This is a genomic window from Streptomyces rubellus (assembly GCF_036323805.1).
Lineage (GTDB): Bacteria > Actinomycetota > Actinomycetes > Streptomycetales > Streptomycetaceae > Streptomyces.
In genome coordinates, this window is sequence record NZ_JAZDCX010000004.1 from 136808 (window position 1) to 160687 (window position 23880).

20 protein-coding genes, 1 tRNA gene and 1 pseudogene are annotated in these 23880 nt (G+C 74.3%); 3 read left to right on the top strand and 19 right to left on the bottom strand.

Annotated features, from left to right (window positions below):
• Window positions 1-2 precede the first annotated feature (2 nt).
• Both V1L54_RS06225 and fmt read right to left on the bottom strand, forming a co-directional pair.
• Window positions 3-1451: an RsmB/NOP family class I SAM-dependent RNA methyltransferase gene (locus V1L54_RS06225; protein ID WP_330116864.1), complete on the bottom strand. Its 1449-nt coding sequence runs from the start codon at window positions 1449-1451 to the stop codon at window positions 3-5.
• Between the two features lie 106 nt (window positions 1452-1557).
• Window positions 1558-2490 (bottom strand): methionyl-tRNA formyltransferase, encoded by a 933-nt coding sequence (gene fmt / locus V1L54_RS06230; RefSeq protein ID WP_330116865.1) that lies wholly within the window; start codon window positions 2488-2490, stop codon window positions 1558-1560.
• A 272-nt stretch (window positions 2491-2762) separates the two neighbouring features.
• Between fmt and V1L54_RS06235 the strand changes: the two genes are divergently transcribed.
• Window positions 2763-3314 carry a hypothetical protein gene (locus V1L54_RS06235; RefSeq protein ID WP_330116866.1) on the top strand — a complete coding sequence of 184 codons (552 nt, stop codon included), beginning with the start codon at window positions 2763-2765 and terminating at the stop codon, window positions 3312-3314.
• Between the two features lie 131 nt (window positions 3315-3445).
• On the opposite strand, the gene V1L54_RS06240 is transcribed toward V1L54_RS06235, so the two are convergent.
• The 4 genes from V1L54_RS06240 to rpoZ form a co-directional block, all read right to left on the bottom strand.
• On the bottom strand, window positions 3446-5632 hold the full coding sequence (locus tag V1L54_RS06240) for a primosomal protein N' (protein ID WP_330116867.1): 2187 nt from the start codon (window positions 5630-5632) through the stop codon (window positions 3446-3448).
• A gap of 108 nt (window positions 5633-5740) precedes the next feature.
• Window positions 5741-6949: a methionine adenosyltransferase gene (metK, locus tag V1L54_RS06245; RefSeq protein ID WP_330116868.1), complete on the bottom strand. Its 1209-nt coding sequence runs from the start codon at window positions 6947-6949 to the stop codon at window positions 5741-5743.
• A 219-nt stretch (window positions 6950-7168) separates the two neighbouring features.
• Entirely contained in the window at window positions 7169-8389 is a 1221-nt protein-coding gene (gene coaBC / locus V1L54_RS06250; RefSeq protein ID WP_330116869.1) for a bifunctional phosphopantothenoylcysteine decarboxylase/phosphopantothenate--cysteine ligase CoaBC, read from the bottom strand.
• Window positions 8390-8570: 181 nt separating this feature from the next.
• Window positions 8571-8843: a DNA-directed RNA polymerase subunit omega gene (gene rpoZ, locus V1L54_RS06255; RefSeq protein ID WP_100204309.1), complete on the bottom strand. Its 273-nt coding sequence runs from the start codon at window positions 8841-8843 to the stop codon at window positions 8571-8573.
• Window positions 8844-9013: 170 nt separating this feature from the next.
• Between rpoZ and V1L54_RS06260 the strand changes: the two genes are divergently transcribed.
• Window positions 9014-9078 (top strand) — tRNA-OTHER (locus tag V1L54_RS06260).
• On the opposite strand, the pseudogene gmk reads toward V1L54_RS06260, so the two are convergent.
• The 10 genes and pseudogenes from gmk to pyrR form a co-directional block, all read right to left on the bottom strand.
• Window positions 9038-9523, bottom strand: a pseudogene (gmk, locus tag V1L54_RS29425) (guanylate kinase); the annotation flags it as partial. The gene V1L54_RS06260 and the pseudogene gmk overlap by 41 nt on opposite strands.
• Before the next feature lie 38 nt (window positions 9524-9561).
• Window positions 9562-9885 (bottom strand): integration host factor, encoded by a 324-nt coding sequence (locus V1L54_RS06265; RefSeq protein WP_100204307.1) that lies wholly within the window; start codon window positions 9883-9885, stop codon window positions 9562-9564.
• 419 nt (window positions 9886-10304) lie between these two features.
• A complete protein-coding gene (pyrF, locus tag V1L54_RS06270; RefSeq protein ID WP_330117002.1) occupies window positions 10305-11138 on the bottom strand; it encodes an orotidine-5'-phosphate decarboxylase in 834 nt (277 codons plus the stop codon).
• A gap of 41 nt (window positions 11139-11179) precedes the next feature.
• Window positions 11180-12304: a quinone-dependent dihydroorotate dehydrogenase gene (locus tag V1L54_RS06275; protein WP_330116870.1), complete on the bottom strand. Its 1125-nt coding sequence runs from the start codon at window positions 12302-12304 to the stop codon at window positions 11180-11182.
• Between the two features lie 116 nt (window positions 12305-12420).
• Complete coding sequence (gene carB / locus V1L54_RS06280) at window positions 12421-15741, bottom strand: carbamoyl-phosphate synthase large subunit (RefSeq protein ID WP_330116871.1); 3321 nt, start codon at window positions 15739-15741, stop codon at window positions 12421-12423.
• Window positions 15734-16876, bottom strand: coding sequence for a glutamine-hydrolyzing carbamoyl-phosphate synthase small subunit (carA, locus tag V1L54_RS06285; RefSeq protein ID WP_330116872.1), 1143 nt, complete (start codon window positions 16874-16876; stop codon window positions 15734-15736). Before carA ends, carB begins: the two co-directional genes overlap by 8 nt.
• The gene (locus V1L54_RS06290) at window positions 16873-17550 is read right to left on the bottom strand and encodes a PH-like domain-containing protein (protein WP_330116873.1); all 678 of its coding nucleotides are present in this window, start codon (window positions 17548-17550) and stop codon (window positions 16873-16875) included. The genes carA and V1L54_RS06290 overlap by 4 nt, the downstream gene beginning before the upstream one ends.
• On the bottom strand, window positions 17547-18839 hold the full coding sequence (locus V1L54_RS06295; RefSeq protein WP_330116874.1) for a dihydroorotase: 1293 nt from the start codon (window positions 18837-18839) through the stop codon (window positions 17547-17549). The genes V1L54_RS06290 and V1L54_RS06295 overlap by 4 nt, the downstream gene beginning before the upstream one ends.
• A complete protein-coding gene (locus tag V1L54_RS06300) occupies window positions 18836-19843 on the bottom strand; it encodes an aspartate carbamoyltransferase catalytic subunit (RefSeq protein WP_330116875.1) in 1008 nt (335 codons plus the stop codon). Before V1L54_RS06300 ends, V1L54_RS06295 begins: the two co-directional genes overlap by 4 nt.
• A 145-nt stretch (window positions 19844-19988) precedes the next feature.
• Window positions 19989-20645, bottom strand: coding sequence for a bifunctional pyr operon transcriptional regulator/uracil phosphoribosyltransferase PyrR (gene pyrR, locus V1L54_RS06305; protein ID WP_330116876.1), 657 nt, complete (start codon window positions 20643-20645; stop codon window positions 19989-19991).
• A gap of 220 nt (window positions 20646-20865) precedes the next feature.
• Here pyrR and bldD point away from each other — a divergent pair, with 220 nt between their 5' ends.
• Window positions 20866-21366, top strand: a complete 501-nt coding sequence (bldD, locus tag V1L54_RS06310) for a transcriptional regulator BldD (RefSeq protein WP_093662576.1) — start codon at window positions 20866-20868, stop codon at window positions 21364-21366.
• 190 nt (window positions 21367-21556) lie between these two features.
• Here the strand turns inward: bldD and nusB are convergent, their stop codons facing one another.
• The 3 genes from nusB to V1L54_RS06325 form a co-directional block, all read right to left on the bottom strand.
• On the bottom strand, window positions 21557-21979 hold the full coding sequence (gene nusB / locus V1L54_RS06315; RefSeq protein WP_330116877.1) for a transcription antitermination factor NusB: 423 nt from the start codon (window positions 21977-21979) through the stop codon (window positions 21557-21559).
• Window positions 21980-21981: 2 nt separating this feature from the next.
• The gene (gene efp, locus V1L54_RS06320; protein ID WP_330116878.1) at window positions 21982-22548 is read right to left on the bottom strand and encodes an elongation factor P; all 567 of its coding nucleotides are present in this window, start codon (window positions 22546-22548) and stop codon (window positions 21982-21984) included.
• A 70-nt stretch (window positions 22549-22618) separates the two neighbouring features.
• The gene (locus tag V1L54_RS06325) at window positions 22619-23749 is read right to left on the bottom strand and encodes a M24 family metallopeptidase (protein ID WP_330116879.1); all 1131 of its coding nucleotides are present in this window, start codon (window positions 23747-23749) and stop codon (window positions 22619-22621) included.
• Window positions 23750-23880 lie beyond the last annotated feature (131 nt).

A 23880-nucleotide genomic window follows, 5' to 3' on the forward strand; every position in this document is an offset into this window, starting at 1 on the left:
CGTCAGACCCGGCGCAGCAGGGCGAGGTACATCGCGTCGGTGCCGTGCAGATGCGGCCACAGCTGGACGTCGGGGCCCTCGCCCAGGCCGGGCATGTCCGGCAGCAGCGGGCGGGCGTCGACCGGCTCGGCGCCCTCGCGGGCCAGTACGTCCCGGACGACGGCCCGGGTCTCGGCCGGGTGCGGCGAGCAGGTGGCGTAGCCGACGACACCGCCGGGACGGGCGGCCCGCAGCGCCTCGGTGAGCAGTTCCCGCTGGAGCGGCACGAGGGAGTCCAGGTCGTCCGGGCGGCGGCGCCAGCGGGCCTCGGGGCGGCGGCGCAGCGCACCGAGACCGGTGCAGGGCACGTCGACCAGGACGCGGTCGAAGCTGCCGGGCCGCCAGGCCGGGCGGGTGCTGTCGGCGGTGACCACCTGGTACGGGCCGGGGTTGCCCGCCAGGGCACGGGCGACCAGCCGGGCGCGGTGCGGCTGCCGTTCGGCGGCGAGCAGGGCCGCGCCGCGTTCGGCGGCCAGCGCGCCCAGCAGGGCGGCCTTGCCGCCCGGTCCGGCGCAGCCGTCCAGCCAGCGGCGGTCGCCGCCGGTCAGCGGGGCGTTCGCCAGCGCGAGGGCGACGAGCTGGCTGCCCTCGTCCTGCACTCCGGCCCGCCCCTCGCGCACGGCGTCGATCCCGCCCGGGTCGCCGCCCTCGGCGAGCCGGACGGCGTACGGCGACCAGCGGCCCGGTGCCGCGTCGCCGGTCAGCAGTTCCGCGGCGGCGGCCCGGCCGGGGCGGGCCGCCAGGGTGACCTCGGGACGGGCGTTGTCGGCGGCCAGCAGGGCCTCGATGTCCTCGCGTCCGCCGCCGAGCGCGTCCCACAGGGCGGAGACGATCCAGCGGGGGTGGGCGTGGACGACCGCCAGGTGCTCCTCGGGGTCCTCCTCGTAGGGCGGGGCCACCTTCCGCAGCCAGCCGTCCAGGTCGTCGGCGGCGATCCGGCGCAGCACGGCGTTGACGAACTTCGCCCGCCCCTCCCCCAGCACCGCACGGGCCAGCTCCACCGTGGCGCTCACCGCCGCGTGGGAGGGGATGCGGGTGCCCAGCAACTGGTGGGCACCGAGCGAGAGGACGTCCAGCACGGGCGGGTCCACCTCGCGCAGCGGCCGGTCCACGCAGGCCGCGATGACCGCGTCGTAGGTGCCCTGCCGGCGCAGGGTGCCGTAGACCAGTTCGGTGGCGAGCGCCGTGTCGCGGCCGTCCAGGCCGTCCCGTTCGCGGGCCTGGCGCAGCAGTGGGGGCAGGACGAGGTTGGCGTACGCACCGCGCTCGTCGACGGCCCGCAGCGCCTCGAAGGCGAGGGCGCGGACGGGGTCCCGCTTGGGGCGGCGGTTCGGGCCGCGGTCCGGACGGGAGTCCGAGCCGCGGTTGGGACGGTGGTGGGGCCTGGCGGGACGGCGGGGCCGACTGCTCACGGGTGGGGTGCTCCGGCTGGGGGTCGGGAGGACGCGCGGTGGACCGCGGGGCGGGCGCGGCCTACCAGCCTACGTCCCCGGCCCGCCGCGTCCGGCCGCTCCCCGGTCACCCGCCCAGCCGCTCGCCCGCCGCGATACGGACCCCGCGCGCCCAGTCGGCCGCCGCCATCGGCTTCTTCCCCTGCGGCTGGACCCACAGCAGCTCCACGGCGTGCGAGCCGGTCCCGGCGTACACGGCGTTCTTCCCGGCCGACAGCTCGCCGGGGGCCAGTCCGGTACGGTCGGGGGCCAGGGCGACCTGCCGCAGTTTGAGGCGCTCGCCGCGGAAGACGGTCCAGGCGCCGGGGGCGGGCGAACAGCCGCGCACCACCCGGTCCACGCGCAGCGCGGGGGCGGACCAGTCGACGCGGGCGTCCTCGACGGTGATCTTGGGGGCGAGGCTGACGCCTTCGGCGGGCTGCGGGACGGCCCGCAGGGTGCCGTCCTCGATCCCGTCCATGGTGGCGGCCAGCAGCCCGGCACCGGCGAAGGCCAGCCGGGTCAGCAGGTCGCCGCTGGTGTCGGTGGGCCGGATCTCCTCGGTGACCACCCCGTAGACCGGGCCGGAGTCCAGGCCCTCCTCGATCAGGAAGGTGGCGGCGCCGGTGACCTCGTCCCCGGCCATGATCGCGTGCTGGACGGGGGCCGCGCCGCGCCAGGCGGGCAGCAGCGAGAAGTGCAGGTTGACCCAGCCCCGGGGCGGGATGTCGAGGGCGGCCCGGGGCAGCAGCGCCCCGTAGGCGACGACCGGGCAGCAGTCCGGGGCGATCTCGCGCAGCCGGGCGAGGAAGTCCTCGTCCCGGGGGCGGGCGGGCTTGAGGACCTCGATGCCCGCCTCCTCGGCCCGCTCGGCGACCGGGCTGGCCACCGTGCGGCGCCCGCGGCCGGCCGGCGCGTCGGGCCGGGTGACGACGGCCGCGACCTCGTGCCGCTCCGAGGCGATCAGGGCGTCGAGGGCGGGTACGGCGACCTCTGGGGTACCGGCGAAGACGAGCCTCATGGGCGGGGAAACACCTCTCGCGGACGGCGGGACCGGCCCGGGCCCGCAAGGGACACGGACGGTACGCGGAACGGCGCACCAGTCTACGGTCCGTCAGCGCCCGGTCTCCCGGGGGCGCTCCGGGGGCGTGCGCCCGGCGGTGGACCGCTCCCACGGCTGTTCGCGAGCCCCGCAGCGTGACCCCGGTGGCCGAGCGGCGTTGGTCAATGCACCTTGACCGAAACGGGCCGCGGACGCGGCCGGTCCCTCCCACGCGGTTCGAGAGGCTTCCAATGGCCGACCACGCCACCCCCGACGCCCGGACACGGGCCAGTCTGCACCTGCTGGTGCGGGACATCGAGCGGGTCCGCCGACAGGTGGACGCGCTGCGCACCCTCACGTCCCAGCTCGGCAACGTCTACCGGCCGCGGCGTGCGGGCCCGTCCGCGGGCTTCGTCGTCTACGGCCGGGCCCCGGCACCCACCGTACGGCTCGCCCAGGAGCTGCGCGACAGTGTGGAGTCACTGGTGACGTCGGCGGTGGAGTTCGACCGCTCACTGGGATTCTCCTGGGACGCGGTGGGCTCGGCCCTCGGGGTGACCAAGCAGGCCGTCCACCGCCGTTACGGCACTCGGCGGACCACGGCGGCGCAGCAGCACGGCACGGGCGGCGACGCGGAGGGCGGCACGGGTGAGGACCCGGCGGCCCGGCGGAGCGCCGGCGGTGAGGGCACCGCCGCGCCGCCCGCCCGTCCGGTGGCCAACGGTGCCACGGCCCTGCCGGGCCGGTCCGACCGGTCGGCGGAGCCGCGGCCGAACGCCCTGCCCGGCCCCCGCAACGGCTGACCCGCTGCCGGGCGCCTGGCAGGTCCCACACTGCCAGGCGGGCGCTTGGCACGCTTTTTCTCCGTTCCCGGCGCTGCCCTGCTCTCCGGCCCCCGGCGCCGGACGGCCCGGGACCGCGGGCGGCGGCGCCGTCAGCCGATGTCCTCCGGGTCGATACGGACCCGCACGGGCGGGCCCGCACGGCGGGCGAGCCGGGCCGCCCGGGCGGTACGGAGCGCGGCCGCGAGTTCGGCGCCGCTGCCCGGCGGCACCCTGACCAGCGCCCGGTCCCACCGCTCCCCCGGCGGGGGAGCGCCCGGGCGCCGGGGGCGCCCGGGCGGGGCCACCGGCAGCGGCACCGGCCCCAGCACCTCGGCGCCGGCCGGCAGGTCGGCCGACTCCAGCAGTTCGGCGACGGCCTCGGGCGGCCCGGTCACCGCGGCCATCCGGGACACCGGCGGGAAGCCCAGCTCGGCCCGCTCGGCCAGTTCGCGGCGGGCGTGTCCGGCCGGATCCCAGCGGACCAGCGCCTGGACGGGGCGCAGGGTCGGCTCGGCCATGACGACCACCGTGCCGCCCCCGGACCGGGGACGCACCAGCGCCGCGGCGCCCAGCCAGCGGCGCAGCGCCTCCTCCGCGGCCCGCAGGTCGGGGCGGCCCAGCAGCGCCCAGCCGTCCAGCAGCAGCGCCGCCGCGTATCCCGGCCCCTCGGCCACCGGCTCCGCGCCCGGGGTGCTGACCACCAGGGCGGGCCGGTCGGGCACCGACGCCAGGACGTGGTCGCGTCCGGAGGTGCGCACGGGGACGGCCGGGAAGGCCCGGCCCAGCTCCTCGGCGGTGCGCCGGGCCCCGAAGACCTGGCCGCGCAGCCGGGTGCCGCCGCACTCCGGGCACGTCCACTCCGGCACGGCGCGTCCGCACCAGCCGCAGCCGGGCGGGGTCCGCTCGCCGGTGGCCGCCAGCGGACCCGCGCAGTGGGCGCAGCGGGCGGGCTCCCGGCAGCGCGCGCACGCCAGCTTCGGCACATAGCCGCGGCGCGGCACCTGGACGAGCACCGGGCCGCGTCCGAGGGCGTCGCGGACGGTCTCCCAGGCGAGGGAGGGCAGCCGGGCGGCACGCGCGGCGGGATCGCGCGCCTCGTCCCCGTCGCCGACGGTGCGCACCAGCGGTGCCGCCGCGCGCACCGCGTCCCGGTCGGCGGCCAGCGGGCGGGCCCAGCCGGTCTCGACGAGCTGCGCGGCCTCCACGGTGCAGCCGTGCGCGCCCAGCAGGAAGCCGCACCCCTCCCGGGCGGCGCGCAGCAGCAGCACCTCGCGGGCGTGCGGCATCGGCTCGTGGGGATCGCGGTGCCCGGCGTCCCCGTCCTCCCAGATCGCGGCGAGCCCGAGGTCGCGCACGGGCGCGAACATCGCGGCGCGGGTGCCGACCACACCGCGCACCGTGCCACGGCTGACGGCGAGCCAGCGGCGGTAACGGGCCTCGGGCCCGGCGTCGGCGGTGAGCAGTACGTGGTGCCCGGTGCCGACGAGGGCGGCCAGGGCGGCGTCCACCCGGGCGGCGGCCCGCCCGTCGGGCAGTACGGCGAGCACGCCGCGGCCGGCGGCCAGGGTCGCGGCCAGCGCCCGGGCCAGCTCCTCGGGCCAGTGCGGGCCGGGCAGCGCCGTCCACACCGCGCGGGGGGACTCGCCGGCGGCCAGGGCCCGCAGATAGCCGGGCCCGGCCGGGTAGCGGGCCCAGCCGCCCGGGGCGGGGGGCGAGGGGCGCGGAACGCCGGCCGCCGCCGCGCCGTCCGGCCCGGTCCGTCCGGCGGCCTGTCCGGCCGTCCGCTCGGCGCGGGCCATACGGGGGGGCACGGCCAGCTGGACGACGTCGGCCAGCGCCCCGGCGTAGCGGTCGGCGACGGCCCGGCACAGGGCCAGCAGACCGGGGGTGAGGACCGGCTCCGGGGAGAGCACCTGGGCGATGGGGGCCAGGACGCCGGGGAAGTCGGATTCCGCGCGGCGCTCGACGATGAAGCCGTTGACCAGGCCGCCGCCCTCGCGGCGCCCGCCGCGCTCCCCCGCCCCGAAACGGACCCGCACCCGCACCCCGGGCCGGGCCTCGGCGTCCATGGCGGCGGGGACCGCGTAGTCGAAGAGGCGGTCGAGGTGGAGCAGCCCCTTGTCGACCAGGACCCGGGCGACCGGGTCGCGCTCGGCGAGCTCGGCCCCGCGCCAGGTGCGCGGCCGGGCCCGGGACGGCCTGGCCCGGCGGACGGTCTCCCGGATCAGCGCGAGCTGCTCACTCCCCGGCGGCTCCTGCCCCGGGGTGTCGTCCGGCCGACCGTTCTCGCTGCTCACAGCCTTCAGTCCTACCAGAAGCCACCGACACGGTCCGGTTCCCGCGGCCGGACGACAACCCCGGGGCGGGAGCCGGACCGTGTCGGTGGCGCCGGAGAGCTCCCGGGACTACAGCCCGGCGGCCTTGCGGAGCGCGTCGGTGCGGTCGGTGCGCTCCCAGGTGAAGTCGGGCAGCTCGCGGCCGAAGTGGCCGTAGGCGGCCGTCTGGGCGTAGATCGGGCGCAGCAGGTCCAGGTCGCGGATGAGGGCGGCCGGGCGCAGGTCGAAGACCTCGGAGATGGCCTGCTCGATCTTCTCCACCTCGACGGTGTGGGTGCCGAAGGTCTCCACGAACAGGCCCACCGGCTCGGCCTTGCCGATCGCGTACGCCACCTGCACCTCGCACCGCGAGGCCAGCCCGGCGGCCACCACGTTCTTGGCCACCCAGCGCATCGCGTAGGCAGCCGAGCGGTCCACCTTGGAGGGGTCCTTGCCGGAGAACGCGCCGCCGCCGTGGCGGGCCATGCCGCCGTAGGTGTCGATGATGATCTTCCGGCCGGTCAGGCCCGCGTCGCCCATCGGGCCACCGATCTCGAACCGGCCGGTGGGGTTGACCAGCAGCCGGTAGCCGTCGGTGTCCAGCTTGATCCCGTCCTCCACCAGCTGGGCCAGGACGTGCTCGACGACGAACTCGCGGATGTCCGGGGCCAGCAGCGAGTCCAGGTCGATGTCCGAGGCGTGCTGGGAGGAGACCACCACGGTGTCCAGCCGGACGGCCTTGTCGCCGTGGTACTCGACGGTCACCTGCGTCTTGCCGTCCGGGCGCAGGTAGGGGATGGTGCCGTTCTTGCGGACCTCGGTCAGCCGCTTCGAGAGCCGGTGCGCCAGATGGATCGGCAGCGGCATCAGCTCGGGGGTCTCGTCGCAGGCGTAGCCGAACATCAGGCCCTGGTCGCCGGCGCCCTGCCGGTCCAGCTCGTCCTGATCTCCCTCGACGCGCTGCTCGTACGCGGTGTCCACGCCCTGGGCGATGTCCGGGGACTGCGCGCCGATGGACACCGACACCCCGCAGGAGGCGCCGTCGAAGCCCTTCTTGGAGGAGTCGTAGCCGATGGCGAGGACCTTCTCCCGCACCAGGGTGGGGATGTCCGCGTACGCCGCGGTGGTCACCTCACCGGCCACGTGCACCAGGCCGGTGGTGATCAGCGTCTCCACGGCGACCCGGGAGGTCGGGTCCTGCGCCAGGAGGGCGTCGAGGATGGTGTCGCTGATCTGGTCGGCGATCTTGTCGGGGTGGCCCTCGGTCACGGACTCCGAGGTGAACAGGCGGCGGGACACATCGCTCCCTGGGGTTGCAGCGGCTGCTGACTGTGTTCGGGCGGACCGGCACCCGGGCGCGGTCCGCCGTCAGTTTATCCGCAGGTCCTCACGGTTCGGCCAGGTTGTCTCGCACTCCGACACATCCGCACCGTGCCGTACGCTCCGGACGGGAGCCCCGAAAGCCGCCGGAAAAGACAGTACGAGCAGGTCAGAGCGGTTCCCGGCGGTTTCCGGAGGTCACCCGGGGTTCAGCATGCGGACGACCTCGTCCCACACCGTGTCGGCCAGGGCCTCCTTGGGGCCGTGCGGCACGGGTGTCTCGCGGCCGTCGGCACCCAGCAGGACGGCCTCGTTCTCCGCCGAGCCGAACGTCCGGTCCTCGCCCACCTCGTTGACGACCAGCAGGTCGCACCCCTTGCGGGCGAGTTTGGCACGGCCGTTGGCCAGGACGTCGTCGGTCTCGGCGGCGAAGCCGACGACCACCTGCCCGGGGCGGGGCCGGGCCGCGGAGAGTTCGGCGAGGACATCGGGGTTGCGGACCAGGGCGACCGGCTCCGGGTCCTGCCCGTCCCGCTTCTTGATCTTCCCCTGGACGTAGCGGGCGGGCCGGAAGTCGGCCACGGCCGCGGCCATCACCACCGCGTCCGCGTCCCCGGCGGCCTTCAGCACCGCCTCCCGCAGCTGTACGGCCGTCCCCACCCGCACCACGTCCGCGCCCGCGGGATCGGGCAGCGCGGTGTTGGCCGCGACCAGGGTGACCCGGGCGCCGCGCGCCACCGCGGTGCGCGCCAGGGCGTACCCCTGCCGGCCCGAGGAGCGGTTGCCCAGGAAGCGCACCGGGTCCAGCGGCTCGCGGGTGCCGCCCGCGCTGACCACCACATGGCGTCCGGCCAGATCCCGCCCGCCCCCGGCGCCCCGGGCCAGCACCCGCAGACAGACCTCGAGGATCTCGCCGGGCTCGGGCAGCCGCCCCTTCCCGGTGTCCGCCCCGGTCAGCCGTCCGACGGCGGGCTCGACGACGACCGCGCCGCGGCGGCGCAGGGTGGCCACGTTCTCGGCGGTGGCGGGGTGCTCCCACATCTCGGTGTGCATGGCGGGCGCGAAGACCACCGGGCAGCGGGCGGTGAGCAGGGTGTTCGTCAGCAGGTCGTCGGCGAGCCCGTGGGCCGCCCGGGCCAGGGTGTCGGCGGTGGCGGGCGCCACGACGACCAGATCGGCCGTCTGGCCGATGCGGACGTGCGGGACCTCGTGGACGTCCTCCCAGACCCCGGTCGCCACCGGGTTCCCGGACAGCGCCGCCCAGGTGGCCTCGCCGACGAAGTTCAGCGCCGACTCGGTCGGCACCACCCGTACGTCGTGGCCGGACTCGGTCAGCCGCCGCAGCAGCTCGCACGCCTTGTAGGCGGCGATGCCGCCGCTGACCCCCAGGACCACCCTGGGCTTGTCGGGTGTGTGCATCCTCGCCTCTCCCGGAGCTCGCACGGCGTTCTTCCCGCCGGGTCTTCCCGCGGCGTTCCCCTCGCGGTGTCCCCGCGTCCCGGCCACCTCCGTGACACACCACGGGCCCGGCAGCGCGGCTGCCGGGCCCGTGGCGCGGTGGTGCGCGCCGGTGCGGCCGCCGACCGCGGCGGCCGGGTGGCTACTGCGCCGGGGCGTCGGTCGCCTCGGCGGTCAGCAGACCCGCGTTGATCTCGCGGAGCGCGATCGACAGGGGCTTCTCGTGGACGTGGGTGTCCACCAGCGGGCCGACGTACTCCAGCAGGCCCTCACCGAGCTGCGAGTAGTAGGCGTTGATCTGACGCGCGCGCTTGGCGGCGTAGATCACCAGGCTGTACTTCGAGTCGGTGGCTTCGAGCAGCTCATCGATCGGCGGATTGATGATGCCCTCGGGCGTGGAAATGGGAGAGGACACTCTCTACCTTCCGCAGCGGTGGACAGTACGGGTGGTGATCCGGGGCCGGTGCGCCGGGCGGGCGGTGACCCGTGTCCCGGTCCCGGCGGTCCGGCGAGGACGCCGGGGCATGCGGACGGGGATCACGTAACCTGCATCAAGGCTAGCAGCTCGCGGCTGACGTCCTCGACGGAGGTGTTGACCAGGGTGACGTCGAACTCCGGCTCGGCCGCCAGTTCGATCCTGGCCGCCGCCAGCCGCCGCTCGATGACCTCGGGGGACTCGGTGCCCCGGCCGGTGAGCCGGCGGACCAGCTCGTCCCAGCTCGGCGGGGCGAGGAAGACCAGCCGGGCGTCGGGCATCGACTCGCGCACCTGCCGCGCGCCCTGGAGGTCGATCTCCAGGAGCACCGGGTCGCCCGCCGCCAGCCGCTCCAGTACGGCCCGCCGGGGCGTCCCGTAGCGGTTTCCCGCGAACTCCGCCCACTCCAGCAGCTCGCCGTTGGCGACCAGCTTGTCGAACTCCTCGTCGTCGACGAAGAAGTACTGGACACCGTGGCGCTCGCCGGGGCGCGGCCCGCGGGTGGTGGCGGAGACCGAGAGCCAGACCTCGGGATGGACCTTGCGCAGATGAGCGACGACCGTGCTCTTGCCGACCCCGGAGGGGCCGGAGAGCACGGTCAGCCGCGGACGTTCACTCATACGGCGATTATCCCGGTTCCCGGGGTGACCCGGAAACGTCAGGCGGAACCGCCGCCGAACTCGCGCTCGAGAGAGGCGATCTGGTTGGAGCCCAGGCCACGCACCCGGCGGCTCTCGGAGATGCCGATCCGCTCCATGATCTGGCGGGCCCGGACCTTGCCGACGCCGGGCAGGGACTCCAGGAGGGCTGAGACCGGCATCTTGCCGATGACGTCGTTCTCCTGGCCCTGCTTGATGACCTCGTGGAGCGAGAGGCCGGAGTGCTTCAGTCGGTTCTTGACCTCGGCGCGCTCCCGGCGAGCCGAGGCGGCCTTCTTGAGCGCGGCTGCGCGCTGTTCAGGGGTAAGGGGCGGAAGAGCCACGCCTACGTCACCTCGGATGTCGAACTGTCGGATACGGATGATCGGTGAGGAACCTAGTAGCCCCGCTTCCGCGGGGCAACGAGCAACACGTCCCCCGGCCCCCTGGCCCCGGGGAGAACCAGACTCGGCCCTCCGGACCTGGGGAGACCCCGGAATTCGCGGTGCTCTCGTCGGAGACTAGCGGCCCCGGACGCCAGAGTCAGCGAGAACAAGCGAAAAGTCCAGGTCAGACTCAAGTCGACCGGGACATTCAAGGACAAATACCTACATCGGGAGGCCGGTTCCACGGCCTCCGCTCCCCCGGCCACTGCCCCCGAAGCGCCCCGGAGAGGGGCTCCCGGGGCGCTTCGGGGGCGCCAAGACCCCCTGCGGAGGCCGCACATGGGCCGCCGCGGGACGGTCTCCGGGCGGTCCGGGGTTCAGCCCAGGACCGCCCGGAGGCGGCCGGTCTCCCGGGCGGCCGCCTCGCGCAGCGCCGCCGGGGAGGGGCCCCGCCCCAGGACGCCCCGGCTGATGCTCGGCACGACATCACGCACGGCGGCGCCGAAGACCCGGGGAAGGTCCTCGGCGGTGGCTCCCTGCGCCCCGAGTCCGGGAGCCAGCAGCGGGCCGTTCACCGCCAGGTCGACGCCGGCCTCCCCCAGGGTGGCGCCCACCACCGCGCCGACCGAGCCGAGCGGGGCGGCCCCGGCGTTCTCCCGGGCGATGTGGCCGAGCACCGTCTGGGCGACCGAGGCGCCGTCCGCGACCGTGGCCCGCTGCACCTCGGCGCCCTCCGGGTTGGAGGTGAGCGCCAGCACGAAGACACCCGAACCGGCCGACCGGGCCGCGTCCAGGGCGGGCCGCAGCGAGCCGAAACCGAGATAGGGGCTGACGGTCACCGCGTCGGAGAACAGCGGGCTGCCCGGATCGAGGTAGGCGGTGGCGTAGGCCGCCATGGTGGAGCCGATGTCGCCGCGCTTGGCGTCGGTGAGCACCAGCGCCCCGGCCGACCGCGCGTCGGCGATCGCCCGCTCCAGCACCGCGATCCCCCGGGAGCCGAAGCGCTCGAAGAAGGCGCACTGCGGCTTGAGGACCGCCACCTGCCCGGCGAGGGCGTCCACGACCGTGCGCGTGAAGCGCTCCAGGCCCGCCACGTCGTCGTCCAGTCCCCAGGCGGACAGCAGCCCGGGGTGCGGGTCGATGCCGACGCACAGCGGGCCGCGGTCGTCCAGGGCACGGCGCAGGCGGGCCCCGAAGGGCTCGGGGTGCACCGCGCCCGCCGTGCCGGGCGGGGTGTCAGTCGTGCCGGTCATCAGGGGGTCACCTTCCGGGTGTCGGCGCCGACGGCCTCGGCGAGGGTGGCGTACGGGCTCGCGGCCAGGCGCGCGGCCAGCCCGCGGTGGACGCGGCGGCACCACGCCGGGCCCTCGTAGACGAAGGCGCTGTAGCCCTGGACGAGGGTGGCGCCGGCCAGGACGCGCTCCCAGACGTCGTCGGCGGTGCGCACCCCGCCGACCCCGACCAGGGTGACGCGGTCGCCGACGCGCGCGTACAGTCGCCGCAGCACCGCCAGGGAACGGTCCCTCAGGGGCGCGCCGGACAGTCCTCCGGCACCGATGACCTCGATCTCGGCGCGGTCGGCGGTCAGTCCCAGACCGTCCCGGGCGATGGTGGTGTTGGTGGCGATGATGCCGTCCAGACCCAGCTCGACGGCGAGGTCGGCGACCGCGTCGACGTCCTCGTCGGCCAGGTCGGGGGCGATCTTGACCAGCAGCGGCACCCGGCGGCCGGGCACCGCGGCGTCCGCGGCGGCGCGCACCGCCGTCAGCAGCGGGCGCAGCTGCTCGGTGGCCTGGAGGTTCCGCAGCCCTGGGGTGTTGGGCGAGGAGACGTTGACGACGAGGTAGTCGGCGTGGGGAGCCAGTCGGGAGGCGGAGAGCGCGTAGTCGTCCGCGGCCTCGCTCTCGGGGGTGAGCTTGGTCTTGCCTATGTTGACGCCGACGGTGGTGGGGAAGACGGCGCGGCGCCCGGCGAGGCGGGCGGCCACGGCGGCGGAGCCGTCGTTGTTGAAGCCCATGCGGTTGACCAGGGCGCGGTCGCCGACCAGGCGGAACAGCCGGGGCGCCGGGTTGCCCGGCTGGGCGTGCGCGGTGACGGTGCCGATCTCGACGTGGTCGAAGCCGAGCATGGTCAGTCCGTCGATGCCGACGGCGTTCTTGTCGAAGCCGGCGGCCAGCCCGAAGGGACCGCGCATGCGCAGGCCGAAGGCCTCGGTGGCCAGGGCGTTCCGTTGCGCCCGGGTGGGGGCGAGAACGGCCGCGACGAGTCCGCGCAGACCCGGGACGCGGGCCGTCAGCCGGATCAGCGCGAACGCCAGTCGGTGCGCCCGCTCGGGATCCAGGCGCTTGAGGAGCAGGTCGAACAGCAGGGCGTACATGGCGGTCTTCCTCGGCTGCGGGGCTGCGGCGTGTCGGGACGTCGGGACGCCAGGGCGTCGGGAGTGCGGACTCTCGCGGCGAGGGGGACACCGGAGCCGGTGTCCCCCTCGCCGCCTCAGCCCTCGCGGGCCGCGGTCAGCCGCTCCGCGTGCTCCTGCAGGGAGCGCACCCCCACGTCCCCGCGGGTGAGGGCCTCGACGCCCTGCACCGCGGCCGCCAGCGCCTGGACCGTGGTCAGGCAGGGGATGCCCCGGGCGACCGCGGCGGTGCGGATCTCGTAGCCGTCCAGCCGGCTGCCGGTCCCGTAGGGGGTGTTGACGATGAGGTCGACCTCGCCGTCGTGGACGAGCTGGACGATGGTCTTCTCGCCGTTCGGCCCCTCCCCCTCGCTCTGCTTGCGCACCACGGTGGCACTGATGCCGTTGCGGCGCAGCACCTCGGCGGTGCCGGAGGTGGCCAGCAGCTCGAAGCCCATGGCGACAAGCTCACGGGCCGGGAAGACCATCGAGCGCTTGTCGCGGTTGGCGACCGAGACGAAGGCCCGGCCCTTGGTGGGCAGCGCGCCGTACGCGGCGGCCTGCGACTTGGCGTAGGCGGTGCCGAAGACGGTGTCGATGCCCATGACCTCGCCGGTGGAGCGCATCTCCGGGCCGAGCACGGTGTCCACGCCGCGGCCGTGTACGTCCCGGAAGCGGGTCCAGGGCAGGACGGCCTCCTTCACCGAGATCGGCGCGTCCAGCGGCAGGGTGCCGCCGTCCCCGTCGGCCGGCAGCATGCCCTCCTCCCGCAGCTCGGCGACGGTGGCGCCCAGCGAGATCCGGGCGGCGGCCTTGGCCAGCGGGACGGCGGTGGCCTTGGAGGTGAAGGGGACGGTGCGGGAGGCGCGCGGGTTGGCCTCCAGCACGTAGAGGATGTCCCCGGCCAGCGCGAACTGGATGTTGATCAGTCCGCGCACCCCCACGCCGCGCGCGATGGCCTCGGTGGAGGTCCGCAGCCGCTTGATGTCGAAGCCGCCCAGTGTGATGGGGGGCAGCGCGCAGGCGGAGTCGCCGGAGTGGATGCCCGCCTCCTCGATGTGCTCCATCACCCCGCCCAGATACAGCTCGGTGCCGTCGTAGAGCGCGTCGACGTCGATCTCTATGGCGTCGTCGAGGAACCGGTCGATCAGCACGGGGTGCTCGGAGATCAGGCCGGCGTGCCGCTTGAGGTACTCCGCGAGCGAGGACTCGTCGTAGACGATCTCCATGCCGCGGCCGCCCAGCACGTAGGAGGGGCGGACCATGACCGGGTAGCCGATCCCGGCGGCGATCTCCTTGGCCTCGGCGAAGGAGAAGGCGGTGCCGTACTTGGGCGCGGGCAGACCGGCCTCGGCGAGCACCCGGCCGAAGGCGCCGCGGTCCTCGGCGAGGTGGATGGCCTCCGGGGAGGTGCCCACCACGGACACGCCGTTGTCCTTGAGCGCCTGGGCCAGGCCCAGCGGCGTCTGGCCGCCGAGCTGGACGATCACACCCGCCACGGGGCCGGCCTGCTGTTCGGCGCGGACGACCTCCAGGACGTCCTCCAGGGTGAGCGGCTCGAAGTACAGCCGGTCGGAGGTGTCGTAGTCGGTGGAGACCGTCTCGGGGTTGCAGTTGACCATCACGGTCTCGTAGCCCGCGTCGCGCAGCGCGAAGGAGGCGTGGACGCAGGAGTAGTCGAACTCGATGCCCTGGCCGATGCGGTTGGGGCCCGAGCCGAGGATGATCACGGCGGGCTTCTCGCGGGGCGCGACCTCGCTCTCCTCGTCGTAGGAGGAGTAGAAGTACGGGGTCTTCGCGGCGAACTCGGCGGCGCAGGTGTCGACCGTCTTGTAGACCGGGCGCACCCCGAGGGCGTGCCGCACCTCGCGCACGACGTCCTCGCGCAGCCCCCGCAGCGCGGCGATCTGGGTGTCGGAGAAGCCGTGCCGCTTGGCCTCGGCCAGCAGCTCGGCGTCGAGCCGGCCGGCGGCGGCCAGCTCGTCGGCGATCTCCTTGATCAGGAAGAGCTGGTCGGTGAACCAGGGGTCGATCCCGGTGGCCGCGTGGACCTCCTCGGGGCTCGCCCCGGCACGGATGGCGGCCATCACGGTGTTGATCCGCCCGTCGGTGGGGCGGCGGGCCGCGGCCAGCAGCTCGTCCTTGTCGCCGAGCTCCCCCACCGGGGTGGCGAAGTCGAACTGGCTGCCGGACTTCTCCAGCGAGCGCAGCGCCTTGTTCAGCGCCTCGGGGAAGTTGCGGCCGATGGCCATGGCCTCGCCCACCGACTTCATGGTGGTGGTGAGGGTGGCGTCGGCGGCCGGGAACTTCTCGAACGCGAAGCGCGGGATCTTGACCACCACATAGTCGAGGGTGGGCTCGAAGGAGGCCGGGGTCTGCTCGGTGATGTCGTTGGGGATCTCGTCGAGGGTGTAGCCCACCGCCAGTCTGGCGGCGATCTTGGCGATCGGGAAGCCGGTGGCCTTGGAGGCCAGCGCCGAGGAGCGGGAGACCCGGGGGTTCATCTCGATCACGACGACCCGCCCGTCGGCCGGGTTGACGGCGAACTGGATGTTGCAGCCGCCGGTGTCCACGCCGACCTCGCGGATGACCGCGATGCCGATGTCGCGCAGCACCTGGTACTCGCGGTCGGTCAGCGTCATCGCCGGGGCGACGGTGATGGAGTCGCCGGTGTGCACGCCCATCGGGTCGAGGTTCTCGATGGAGCAGACGACCACCACGTTGTCGTTGCGGTCGCGCATCAGCTCCAGCTCGTACTCCTTCCAGCCGAGGATGGACTCCTCCAGGAGCACCTCGGTGGTCGGGGAGAGCGCCAGGCCCTGCCCGGCGATGCGGCGCAGCTCGTCCTCGTCGTGGGCGAAGCCGGAGCCCGCCCCGCCCATGGTGAAGGACGGGCGGACGACCACGGGGTAGCCGCCGAGCCCCTCGACCCCGGCCAGCACCTCGTCCATGGAGTGGCAGATGACCGAGCGGGCGGACTCGCCGTGCCCGATCTTCCCCCGGACCGCCTCGACGACCTCCTTGAACTGCTCGCGGTCCTCGCCCTTGCGGATCGCCGCGACGTTGGCGCCGATCAGCTCCACGCCGTACTTCTCCAGGACGCCCGACTCGTGCAGCGAGATCGCGGTGTTCAGCGCCGTCTGACCGCCCAGGGTGGGCAGCAGCGCGTCGGGGCGCTCCTTGGCGACGATCTTCTCGACGAACTCCGGGGTGATCGGCTCGACATAGGTGGCGTCGGCGATCTCCGGGTCGGTCATGATCGTGGCGGGGTTGGAGTTGACCAGGATCACCCGCATGCCCTCGGCCTTGAGGACGCGGCACGCCTGGGTGCCGGAGTAGTCGAACTCGGCGGCCTGCCCGATGACGATCGGGCCGGAGCCGATGACCAGGACGGACTGGATATCGGTGCGCTTAGGCACGCTGGCCCTCCATCAGGGAGACGAACCGGTCGAACAGGTAGGCGGCGTCGTGCGGGCCGGCGGCGGCCTCGGGGTGGTACTGGACGCTGAACGCGGGGCGGTCCAGCAGCCGCAGCCCCTCGACCACGCCGTCGTTGAGGCAGACGTGGGAGACCTCGGCGCGGCCGTAGGGGGTGTCGCTGGGCGCGTCGAGGGGGGCGTCCACGGCGAAGCCGTGGTTGTGCGCGGTGACCTCGACCTTCCCGGTGGTGCGGTCCTGCACCGGCTGGTTGATGCCGCGGTGCCCGTACTTGAGCTTGTAGGTGCCGAAGCCGAGCGCCCGGCCCAGGACCTGGTTGCCGAAGCAGATCCCGAACAGCGGGGTGGAGCGCTCCAGCACACCGCGCATGACGGAGACGGGGTGGTCGGCGGTGGCCGGGTCCCCGGGGCCGTTGGAGAAGAACACCCCGTCCGGGTCGACCGCGTAGACCTCCTCCAGGGTGGCGGTGGCGGGCAGGACGTGGACCTCGATGCCGCGCTCGGCCATCCGGCGCGGGGTCATGCCCTTGATGCCCAGGTCCACCGCGGCCACGGTGAGCCGCTTGGCACCGATCGCGGGGACGGTGTACGGCTCGGCGGTGGCGACCTCGGCGGCGAGGTCGGCGCCGGTCATCTCCGGCGCGGACCTCACCTTCGCCAGCATGGCGGCCTCGTCCGTGACGGTGTCGCCGGAGAAGATGCCGACCCGCATCGCGCCGCGCTCGCGCAGATGGCGGGTGAGCGCACGGGTGTCGACACCGCTGATGCCGACGACGCCCTGGGCGGCCAGCTCCTCGTCCAGGGTGCGCACCGAGCGCCAGTTGGAGGGGACGCGGGCGGGGTCGCGTACGACGTAGCCGGCCACCCAGATGCGCTTCGACTCCGGGTCCTCGTCGTTGACGCCGGTGTTGCCGATGTGCGGGGCGGTCATGACGACCACCTGGCGGTGGTAGGACGGGTCGGTCAGGGTCTCCTGGTAGCCGGTCATGCCGGTGGAGAACACGGCCTCGCCGAGGGTCTCGCCCACGGCTCCGTAGGCCCGGCCGCGGAAGGTGCGGCCGTCCTCCAGGACGAGTACGGCGGGCACCCTGGCGGCTTTCCGGGTGGAGGTCGTCATCGTGCGCCTTTCTCGGGGTTGCCGGGGGCCGTCCCCCGGGAGGGTGCGGCCCCGTGGTGCGTGGTGGCGGCAGCGTCGGTGGTGCCGTGGGGGTCGTCCGCGGTGCCGGCGGGCTCCGGGGCGGACATCGCCCGCAGCGCGTCCCGCCAGGCGGTGTGCTCCGCGGAGCGGTCGGAGCGGAAACCGGAGTCGAGCAGCCGCCCGCCGTGCTCCCAGGTGATCACCAGCAGGCCGTCCTCGGTGAGGACCTTGCCCGCGATGCCCTTGTCGAGCCGGGCGCCGCGCAGCCGTCCGGCGGGGATGAAGAAGCTCGCCGCTCCGGGCCGCACCACGTCGACGCCCTGTTCGGTGAGGGTGAGCTCGGCACGGCTGCGGGTGCCCAGGCCGTGGGCGACGATCCGGTCGAGCCACTGCCCGGCGGTGGTGGAGCCGTGGTAGCGGCCGGTCATGACCAGCCTCGGCTCGCCCCGTCCGGCGGGGGCCTGCGGCAGCTCGGGCAGGTCGGACTGGAGCACCGCCCGCCACTTCCAGCCCTCCCGCATCAGCCAGTACAGCAGGGCGACGACCAGCGCGAGTCCGACCACCCAGGCGATGCGGGAGGCCAGGTCGGTCACCTGCTGGGACTCGGGGGCGGCGGTGTACCGGGCGGCGAGGGCCGCCTGTGAGGGGTTCATACGAGTTCTCCGTCCATGACCGTCGCCCTGCCCCGCAGGAAGGTGTGTGTGACCCGGCCCGGCAGCTCGCGGCCCTGGTAGGGGGTGTTGCGGCTGCGGGAGGCGAAGTGCGCGGAATCCACCGTTCCACGGTAGGCCGGATCGACCAGGACGAGGTTGGCGGGCTCACCAGCCGAGACGGGCCGCCCGTGGCCGGCCAGCCGGCCGATGGCGGCGGGCCGGAAGGACATCCGGTCGGCGACGCCCGCCCAGTCCAGCAGCCCGGTCTCCACCATGGTGTGCTGGACGACGGACAGGGCGGTCTCCAGGCCGACCATGCCCATGGCGGCGGCACCCCACTCGCAGTCCTTGTCCTCGTGCGGGTGCGGGGCGTGGTCGGTGGCGACGCAGTCGATCGTGCCGTCCGCCAGCGCCTCGCGCAGGGCGGTGACGTCCGCCTCGGTGCGCAGCGGCGGGTTCACCTTGTAGACCGGGTCGTAGGAGCGCACCAGCTCGTCGGTGAGCAGCAGGTGGTGCGGGGTGACCTCGGCGGTGACGTGCCAGCCCTTGGACTTGGCCCAGCGCACGATCTCCACCGACCCGGCGGTGGACAGGTGGCAGATGTGCACCCGCGAGCCGACGTGCGCGGCCAGCAGCACGTCGCGGGCGATGATCGACTCCTCGGCGACGGCGGGCCAGCCGCCCAGGCCCAGCTCGGCGGAGACGGTGCCCTCGTTCATCTGCGCGCCCTCGGTGAGCCGGGGCTCCTGGGCGTGCTGGGCGATGACGCCGTCGAACGCCTTGACGTACTCCAGCGCCCGGCGCATGATCACCGCGTCGTCCACGCACTTGCCGTCGTCGGAGAAGACCCGCACCGAGGCGGCCGAGTCGTGCATCGCGCCCAGCTCGGCGAGCTGCTTGCCCTCCAGTCCGACGGTGACGGCGCCGACGGGCTGCACGTCGCAGTAGCCGGACTCCCTCCCCAGCCGCCAGACCTGCTCGACCACGCCGGCGGTGTCGGCGACGGGGAAGGTGTTGGCCATGGCGTGGACGGCGGTGTAGCCGCCGGCAGCGGCGGCCCGGGTGCCGGTCAGGACCGTCTCGGAGTCCTCCCGGCCGGGCTCGCGCAGATGGGTGTGCAGGTCCACCAGGCCCGGCAGCAGGATCCGCCCGGCGGCCTCGACCACGGTGGCCCCGCCGGCGGCCAGCGAGGTGCCCACCTCGCTGATGGTCCCGTCCGCGATCCGTACGTCCGCGGTCTCACCGCCGAGAATCCGCGCGCCGCGGATCAGATAGGTGCTGTCGGTCACTTGCTCTCCTCGGGGGAACGGGTGGTGGCGGGGGCCGGGGCGTCGGCGGGCCCGGCGGGTCCGGCGCCGCTCAGCAGCAGGTACAGCACGGCCATCCGGATGCTGACGCCGTTGCCGACCTGCTCCACCGCGGTGCAGCGGCCGGAGTCGGCGACCTCGGCGGTGATCTCCATGCCGCGGTTCATCGGGCCGGGGTGCATCACGACCGCGTGCTCGGGCATCCGCGCCATGCGCCGGCCGTCCAGGCCGTAGCGGCGGGAGTACTCGCGCTCGGTGGGGAAGAAGGCGGCGCTCATCCGCTCGCGCTGGACCCGCAGCATCATCACGGCGTCGGACTTGGGCAGGACGGCGTCCAGGTCGTAGGAGACCTCGCACGGCCAGCTCTCCACCCCGATCGGCACCAGGGTCGGCGGGGCGACCAGGGTCACCTCGGCGCCGAGCGTGGTGAGCAGGTGCACGTTGGAGCGGGCGACGCGGCTGTGCAGGATGTCGCCGACGACGGTGACCCGGCGGCCGGCCAGGTCCTGTCCCGCTCCCCCGCCGGGTCCGCCGACCAGGCGGCGGCGCAGCGTGAAGGCGTCCAGCAGCGCCTGGGTGGGGTGCTCGTGGGTGCCGTCCCCGGCGTTGACCACCGAGCCGCCGATCCAGCCCGAGGTGGCCAGCCGGTGCGGGGCACCGGAGTCGTGGTGGCGGATGACGACGGCGTCGGCGCCCATCGCCTCCAGGGTCGCCGCGGTGTCCTTGAGCGACTCGCCCTTGGAAACCGACGAGCCCTTGGCGGAGAAGTTGATGACATCGGCGGAGAGCCGCTTGGCGGCGGCCTCGAACGAGATCCGGGTGCGGGTGGAGTCCTCGAAGAAGAGGTTGACGACCGTGCGGCCGCGCAGGGTCGGCAGTTTCTTGATCGGCCGGTCGGCGACCCGGGCCAGCTCCTCGGCGGTGTCCAGGATCAGAACGGCGTCGTCGCGGGTGAGGTCGGCGGCCGAGATGAGATGGCGCTGCATCTGTTGCCTTCCGTGGCTGAGAGGCGGGGCGGGCCGCGGCCGCGCGCGGGCGCGGGGCGGTACGGGGCGGCCCGGGCGGATTCCGCCGGAGCGGGCCCGGGCGGGAGGGACCCGGCCGGGGCGGGGCGCGGAACGGGCGGTGGCGCTACCGCTCGCCGGACTGGGCGGTCTCCCGGACGCCCAGGAGCACGCCGTCGCGGCCGTCCTCCTCGGTGAGCCGGACCCGGACCGTCTCCCGCAGCGACGTGGGGAGGTTCTTGCCGACGTAGTCTGCGCGGATCGGCAGCTCGCGGTGGCCGCGGTCGACGAGGACGGCGAGCTGCACGGCGCGCGGTCGGCCGATGTCGTTCAGCGCGTCGAGCGCGGCCCGGATGGTGCGCCCGGAGAAGAGCACGTCGTCGACGAGGACGACGAGCCGCCCGTCGATGCCCTCACCGGGGATCTCCGTGTGGGCCAGGGCGCGGGCCGGGCGCATGCGCAGGTCGTCGCGGTACATGGTGATGTCGAGGGAACCGACCGGCAGCGGTCTGCCGGTGATCTCCGTCAGCTTCGCGCCCAGCCGCCGGGCCAGATGCGTGCCGCGGGTGGGGATGCCGAGGAGCACCACGTCGTCGGCGCCCTTGGCGCGTTCGACGATCTCGTGGGCGATGCGGGTCAGGACCCGGGCGATGTCCGGTGCCTCCAGCACGGAGCGCGCCGGGGCGCCCGTGCCGGGGGCGTCCGCGGTGCCGGACGTGCCGCCGTCACGGCCGCTGTCGCCGTTCGCGGGAACGTTCGTGGGGGCGTTCGTGGGAACGTCCATGGAAAGAGGACCTCCTTCCCCGCCTCACGGGACGGGTCTTAAAGGACGCCGGATGGTGCGCCGTCAACGGTATCAGGGTCCGGCCGGGGCACCTCCGGCGGGCGCCCTCGTACTGCCTCCGCACCCGACCGGCCCCCCGGTATGGCCGGTTCGGCTTGACGGCGGACATTACGCTGCGTAACATCACAGTGAGTTACGAAGACGTCCCCCGGGGAGCCATATGTCCAGCGAATACGCCAAACAGCTCGGAGCCAAGCTCCGCGCCATCCGCACCCAGCAGGGCCTCTCCCTCCACGGCGTGGAGGAGAAGTCCCAGGGCCGCTGGAAGGCGGTCGTGGTCGGCTCGTACGAACGCGGTGACCGTGCGGTGACCGTGCAGCGCCTCGCCGAGCTGGCGGACTTCTACGGCGTCCCGGTGCAGGAACTGCTGCCGGGCAGCACGCCGGGCGGCGCCGCCGAGCCTCCGCCGAAGCTCGTCCTGGACCTGGAGCGGCTGGCACACGTTCCGTCCGAGAAGGCCGGACCGCTGCAGCGGTACGCCGCCACCATCCAGAGCCAGCGCGGTGACTACAACGGCAAGGTGCTGTCGATCCGCCAGGACGACCTGCGCACCCTGGCCGTCATCTACGACCAGTCGCCGTCCGTGCTGACCGAGCAGCTCATCAGCTGGGGTGTGCTGGACGCCGACGCGCGCCGCGCGGTCCAGCACGAGGAGGCCTGAGGCCCGGGCGCGGCGGTCCAGGGGCCGCCGCGCCGAACACACCGCAGAAACGTATCGCCACCGCTCGGGCCGGACACGCGCGGCCCGCGGCGGACCGGTGCGGTAAAGAAAGAGGCGGGGGCCGGGACACGATGTGTCCCGGCCCCCGCCTCCGTGCGTCCGCCGTGCGGCCGTACGCTCCCGCGCGGCCTCAGCGCAGCGTCGGCTTGAGCTCCTTCAGCCGGCCCAGCAGGCCGTTGACGAAGGAAGGGGAATCGTCCGTGGAGAACTCCCTGGCGAGCTGTACCGCCTCGTCGATCACCACCGCGTCGGGCACCTCGTCCTCCCAGATCAGTTCGTACGCGCCGAGCCGCAGGAGATTGCGGTCCACGGCGGGCATCCGGTCGAGGGACCAGCCGACGGAGTGACTCTCGAGCAGCTCGTCGATCCGGCCCGCGTGCTCCGCGTACCCCTCGACCAGTTGCATCGTGTACTCGCCGACCGGCGGCTGGCGGTTGTCGGTCCGCGCGTGCCGGAGCCAGTCCGCCAGCACGGCCGTCACGGCGCTGTCGCGCTGATCGGCCTCGAACAGGATCTGGAAGGCGCGTTTGCGGGCCTTGGTACGGGCAGCCACGGTTAGCTGTTCACCCGGCCGAGGTACTCGCCGGAGCGGGTGTCGACCTTGATCTTCTCCCCGGTGGTGATGAAGAGCGGCACTCCGATCTCGTAGCCGGTCTCCAGCTTGGCGGGCTTGGTGCCGCCGGTGGAGCGGTCGCCCTGGACACCCGGCTCGGTGTACTCGACGGTCAGCTCGACGGCGGCCGGGAGCTCGATGTACAGCGGGTTGTCCTCGTAGATGGCCACCGTGCAGTCCTGGCCCTCCAGCAGGTAGTTGGCGGCGTCGCCCACGACCTCCGGGCTGACCTGGAGCTGGTCGAACGTCTGGGTGTCCATGAAGACGAAGTCGGCGCCGTCCTTGTACGAGAACTGCATGCCGCGCCGGTCGACGGTGGCCGTGTCGACCTTGGTGCCGGCGTTGAAGGTCTTGTCCACCACCTTGCCCGACAGGACGTTCTTGAGCTTGGTGCGCACGAAGGCGCCGCCCTTGCCGGGCTTGACGTGCTGGAACTCGACTACGGACCAGAGCTGGCCTCCGTCGAGTTTGAGCACCATGCCGTTCTTGAGGTCGTTCGTGGTGGCCACGGTCGCGGAATCTCCTGAGACTGCTGCTGCGGAAGACCGCGGAGCGGCGGCCTTCCAATCGTGTGCCCGATCAGAGGGCGAGCAGCTCCTTGGTCGTGATGGTGAGTAGCTCGGGTCCGCCGTCCGCCTGAGGGCGGACGACGAGCGTGTCGTCGATCCGGACGCCGCCCCGTCCCGGGAGGTGGACCCCCGGTTCGACGGTGACCGGCACACAAGCGTCCAGTTTACCCATGGCCGCGGGCGACAACTGCGGGTCCTCGCCGATTTCCAGCCCCACCCCGCGGCCCGTGTACGGCTCCAGCGTCTCACCGTACCCGGCCGCCGCCAGCCGCTGGCGGGCCGCCCGGTCCACCCGGCGGTACTCCGCGCCGGGGACCAGCGCCTCCCGCCCGGCGCGCTGGGCCGCGAAGACCAGCTCGTACAGCTCCACCTGCCAGTCGGCCGGGGCGGGGCCGACCACGAAGGTGCGGCCGATGCGGCAGCGGTAGCCCCGGTAGACGGCGCCCAGGCACACGGTCAGGAAGTCGCCCTCCGCCACCCGCCGGTCGGTGGGGCGGTGGCCGGCCAGCCCGGAGTTGCCGCCCGTGGCGACACAGGTCGGGAAGGCCGGGCCGTCGGCGCCGTGGTCCGTCAGCCGCCGTTCCAGCTCCAGCGCCAGATGGCGCTCGGTGCGGCCGACCAGGATGGACTCCAGCAGTTCGCCGAGGGCGTGGTCGGTGATCTCGGCGGCGATCCGCAGCGCCGCCAGCTCCTCGGCGTCCTTGACCAGGCGCTGCTGCTCCACCGCGCGGTCCAGGTCCGCCAGGCGCAGCCGCGGCGCGGCCGCGGCCAGGGCCCGGTGCCGGGCCACGGTCAGATCGTGCTCCTCCACCGCCAGCACCCTCGCTCCCGCCGCGGCGGCCACCTCGGCGGCCGCCGCGGCCGGATCGGCGGTACGCCCCGGGGCGTACCCGGACAGGGCCAGGCAGTGCAGCGGATCGGTGGTGTCACCCGGTGGTTCCGCTCCGGTGCCGGTACCGGCTCCCGGCGGGCTCAGCAGCGTGTCGCGGCCGTCCGCGCCGAGCAGCAGCACCGCGCCGGGGACGGCACGGCCGGTCAGATAGCGGATGTTGGCGGGCCGCGAGACCAGGACGGCCTCACTGCCCGCCGCCGCGCACCGCTCGCGCAGTCGCGCACGGCGGGCCAGGTGCACCTCGGACATGGCTTCGAGCCTACGCAGGACGGCGGGCGCCGACCGCGCCGACACGTCCGGCCGGGCGTCCGGTCGGGCGTCCGGTCGGGCGGTGCCGTGTCCCCTCACCCGCCGTACCGCGTCCCCTCACCCGCCGCGCC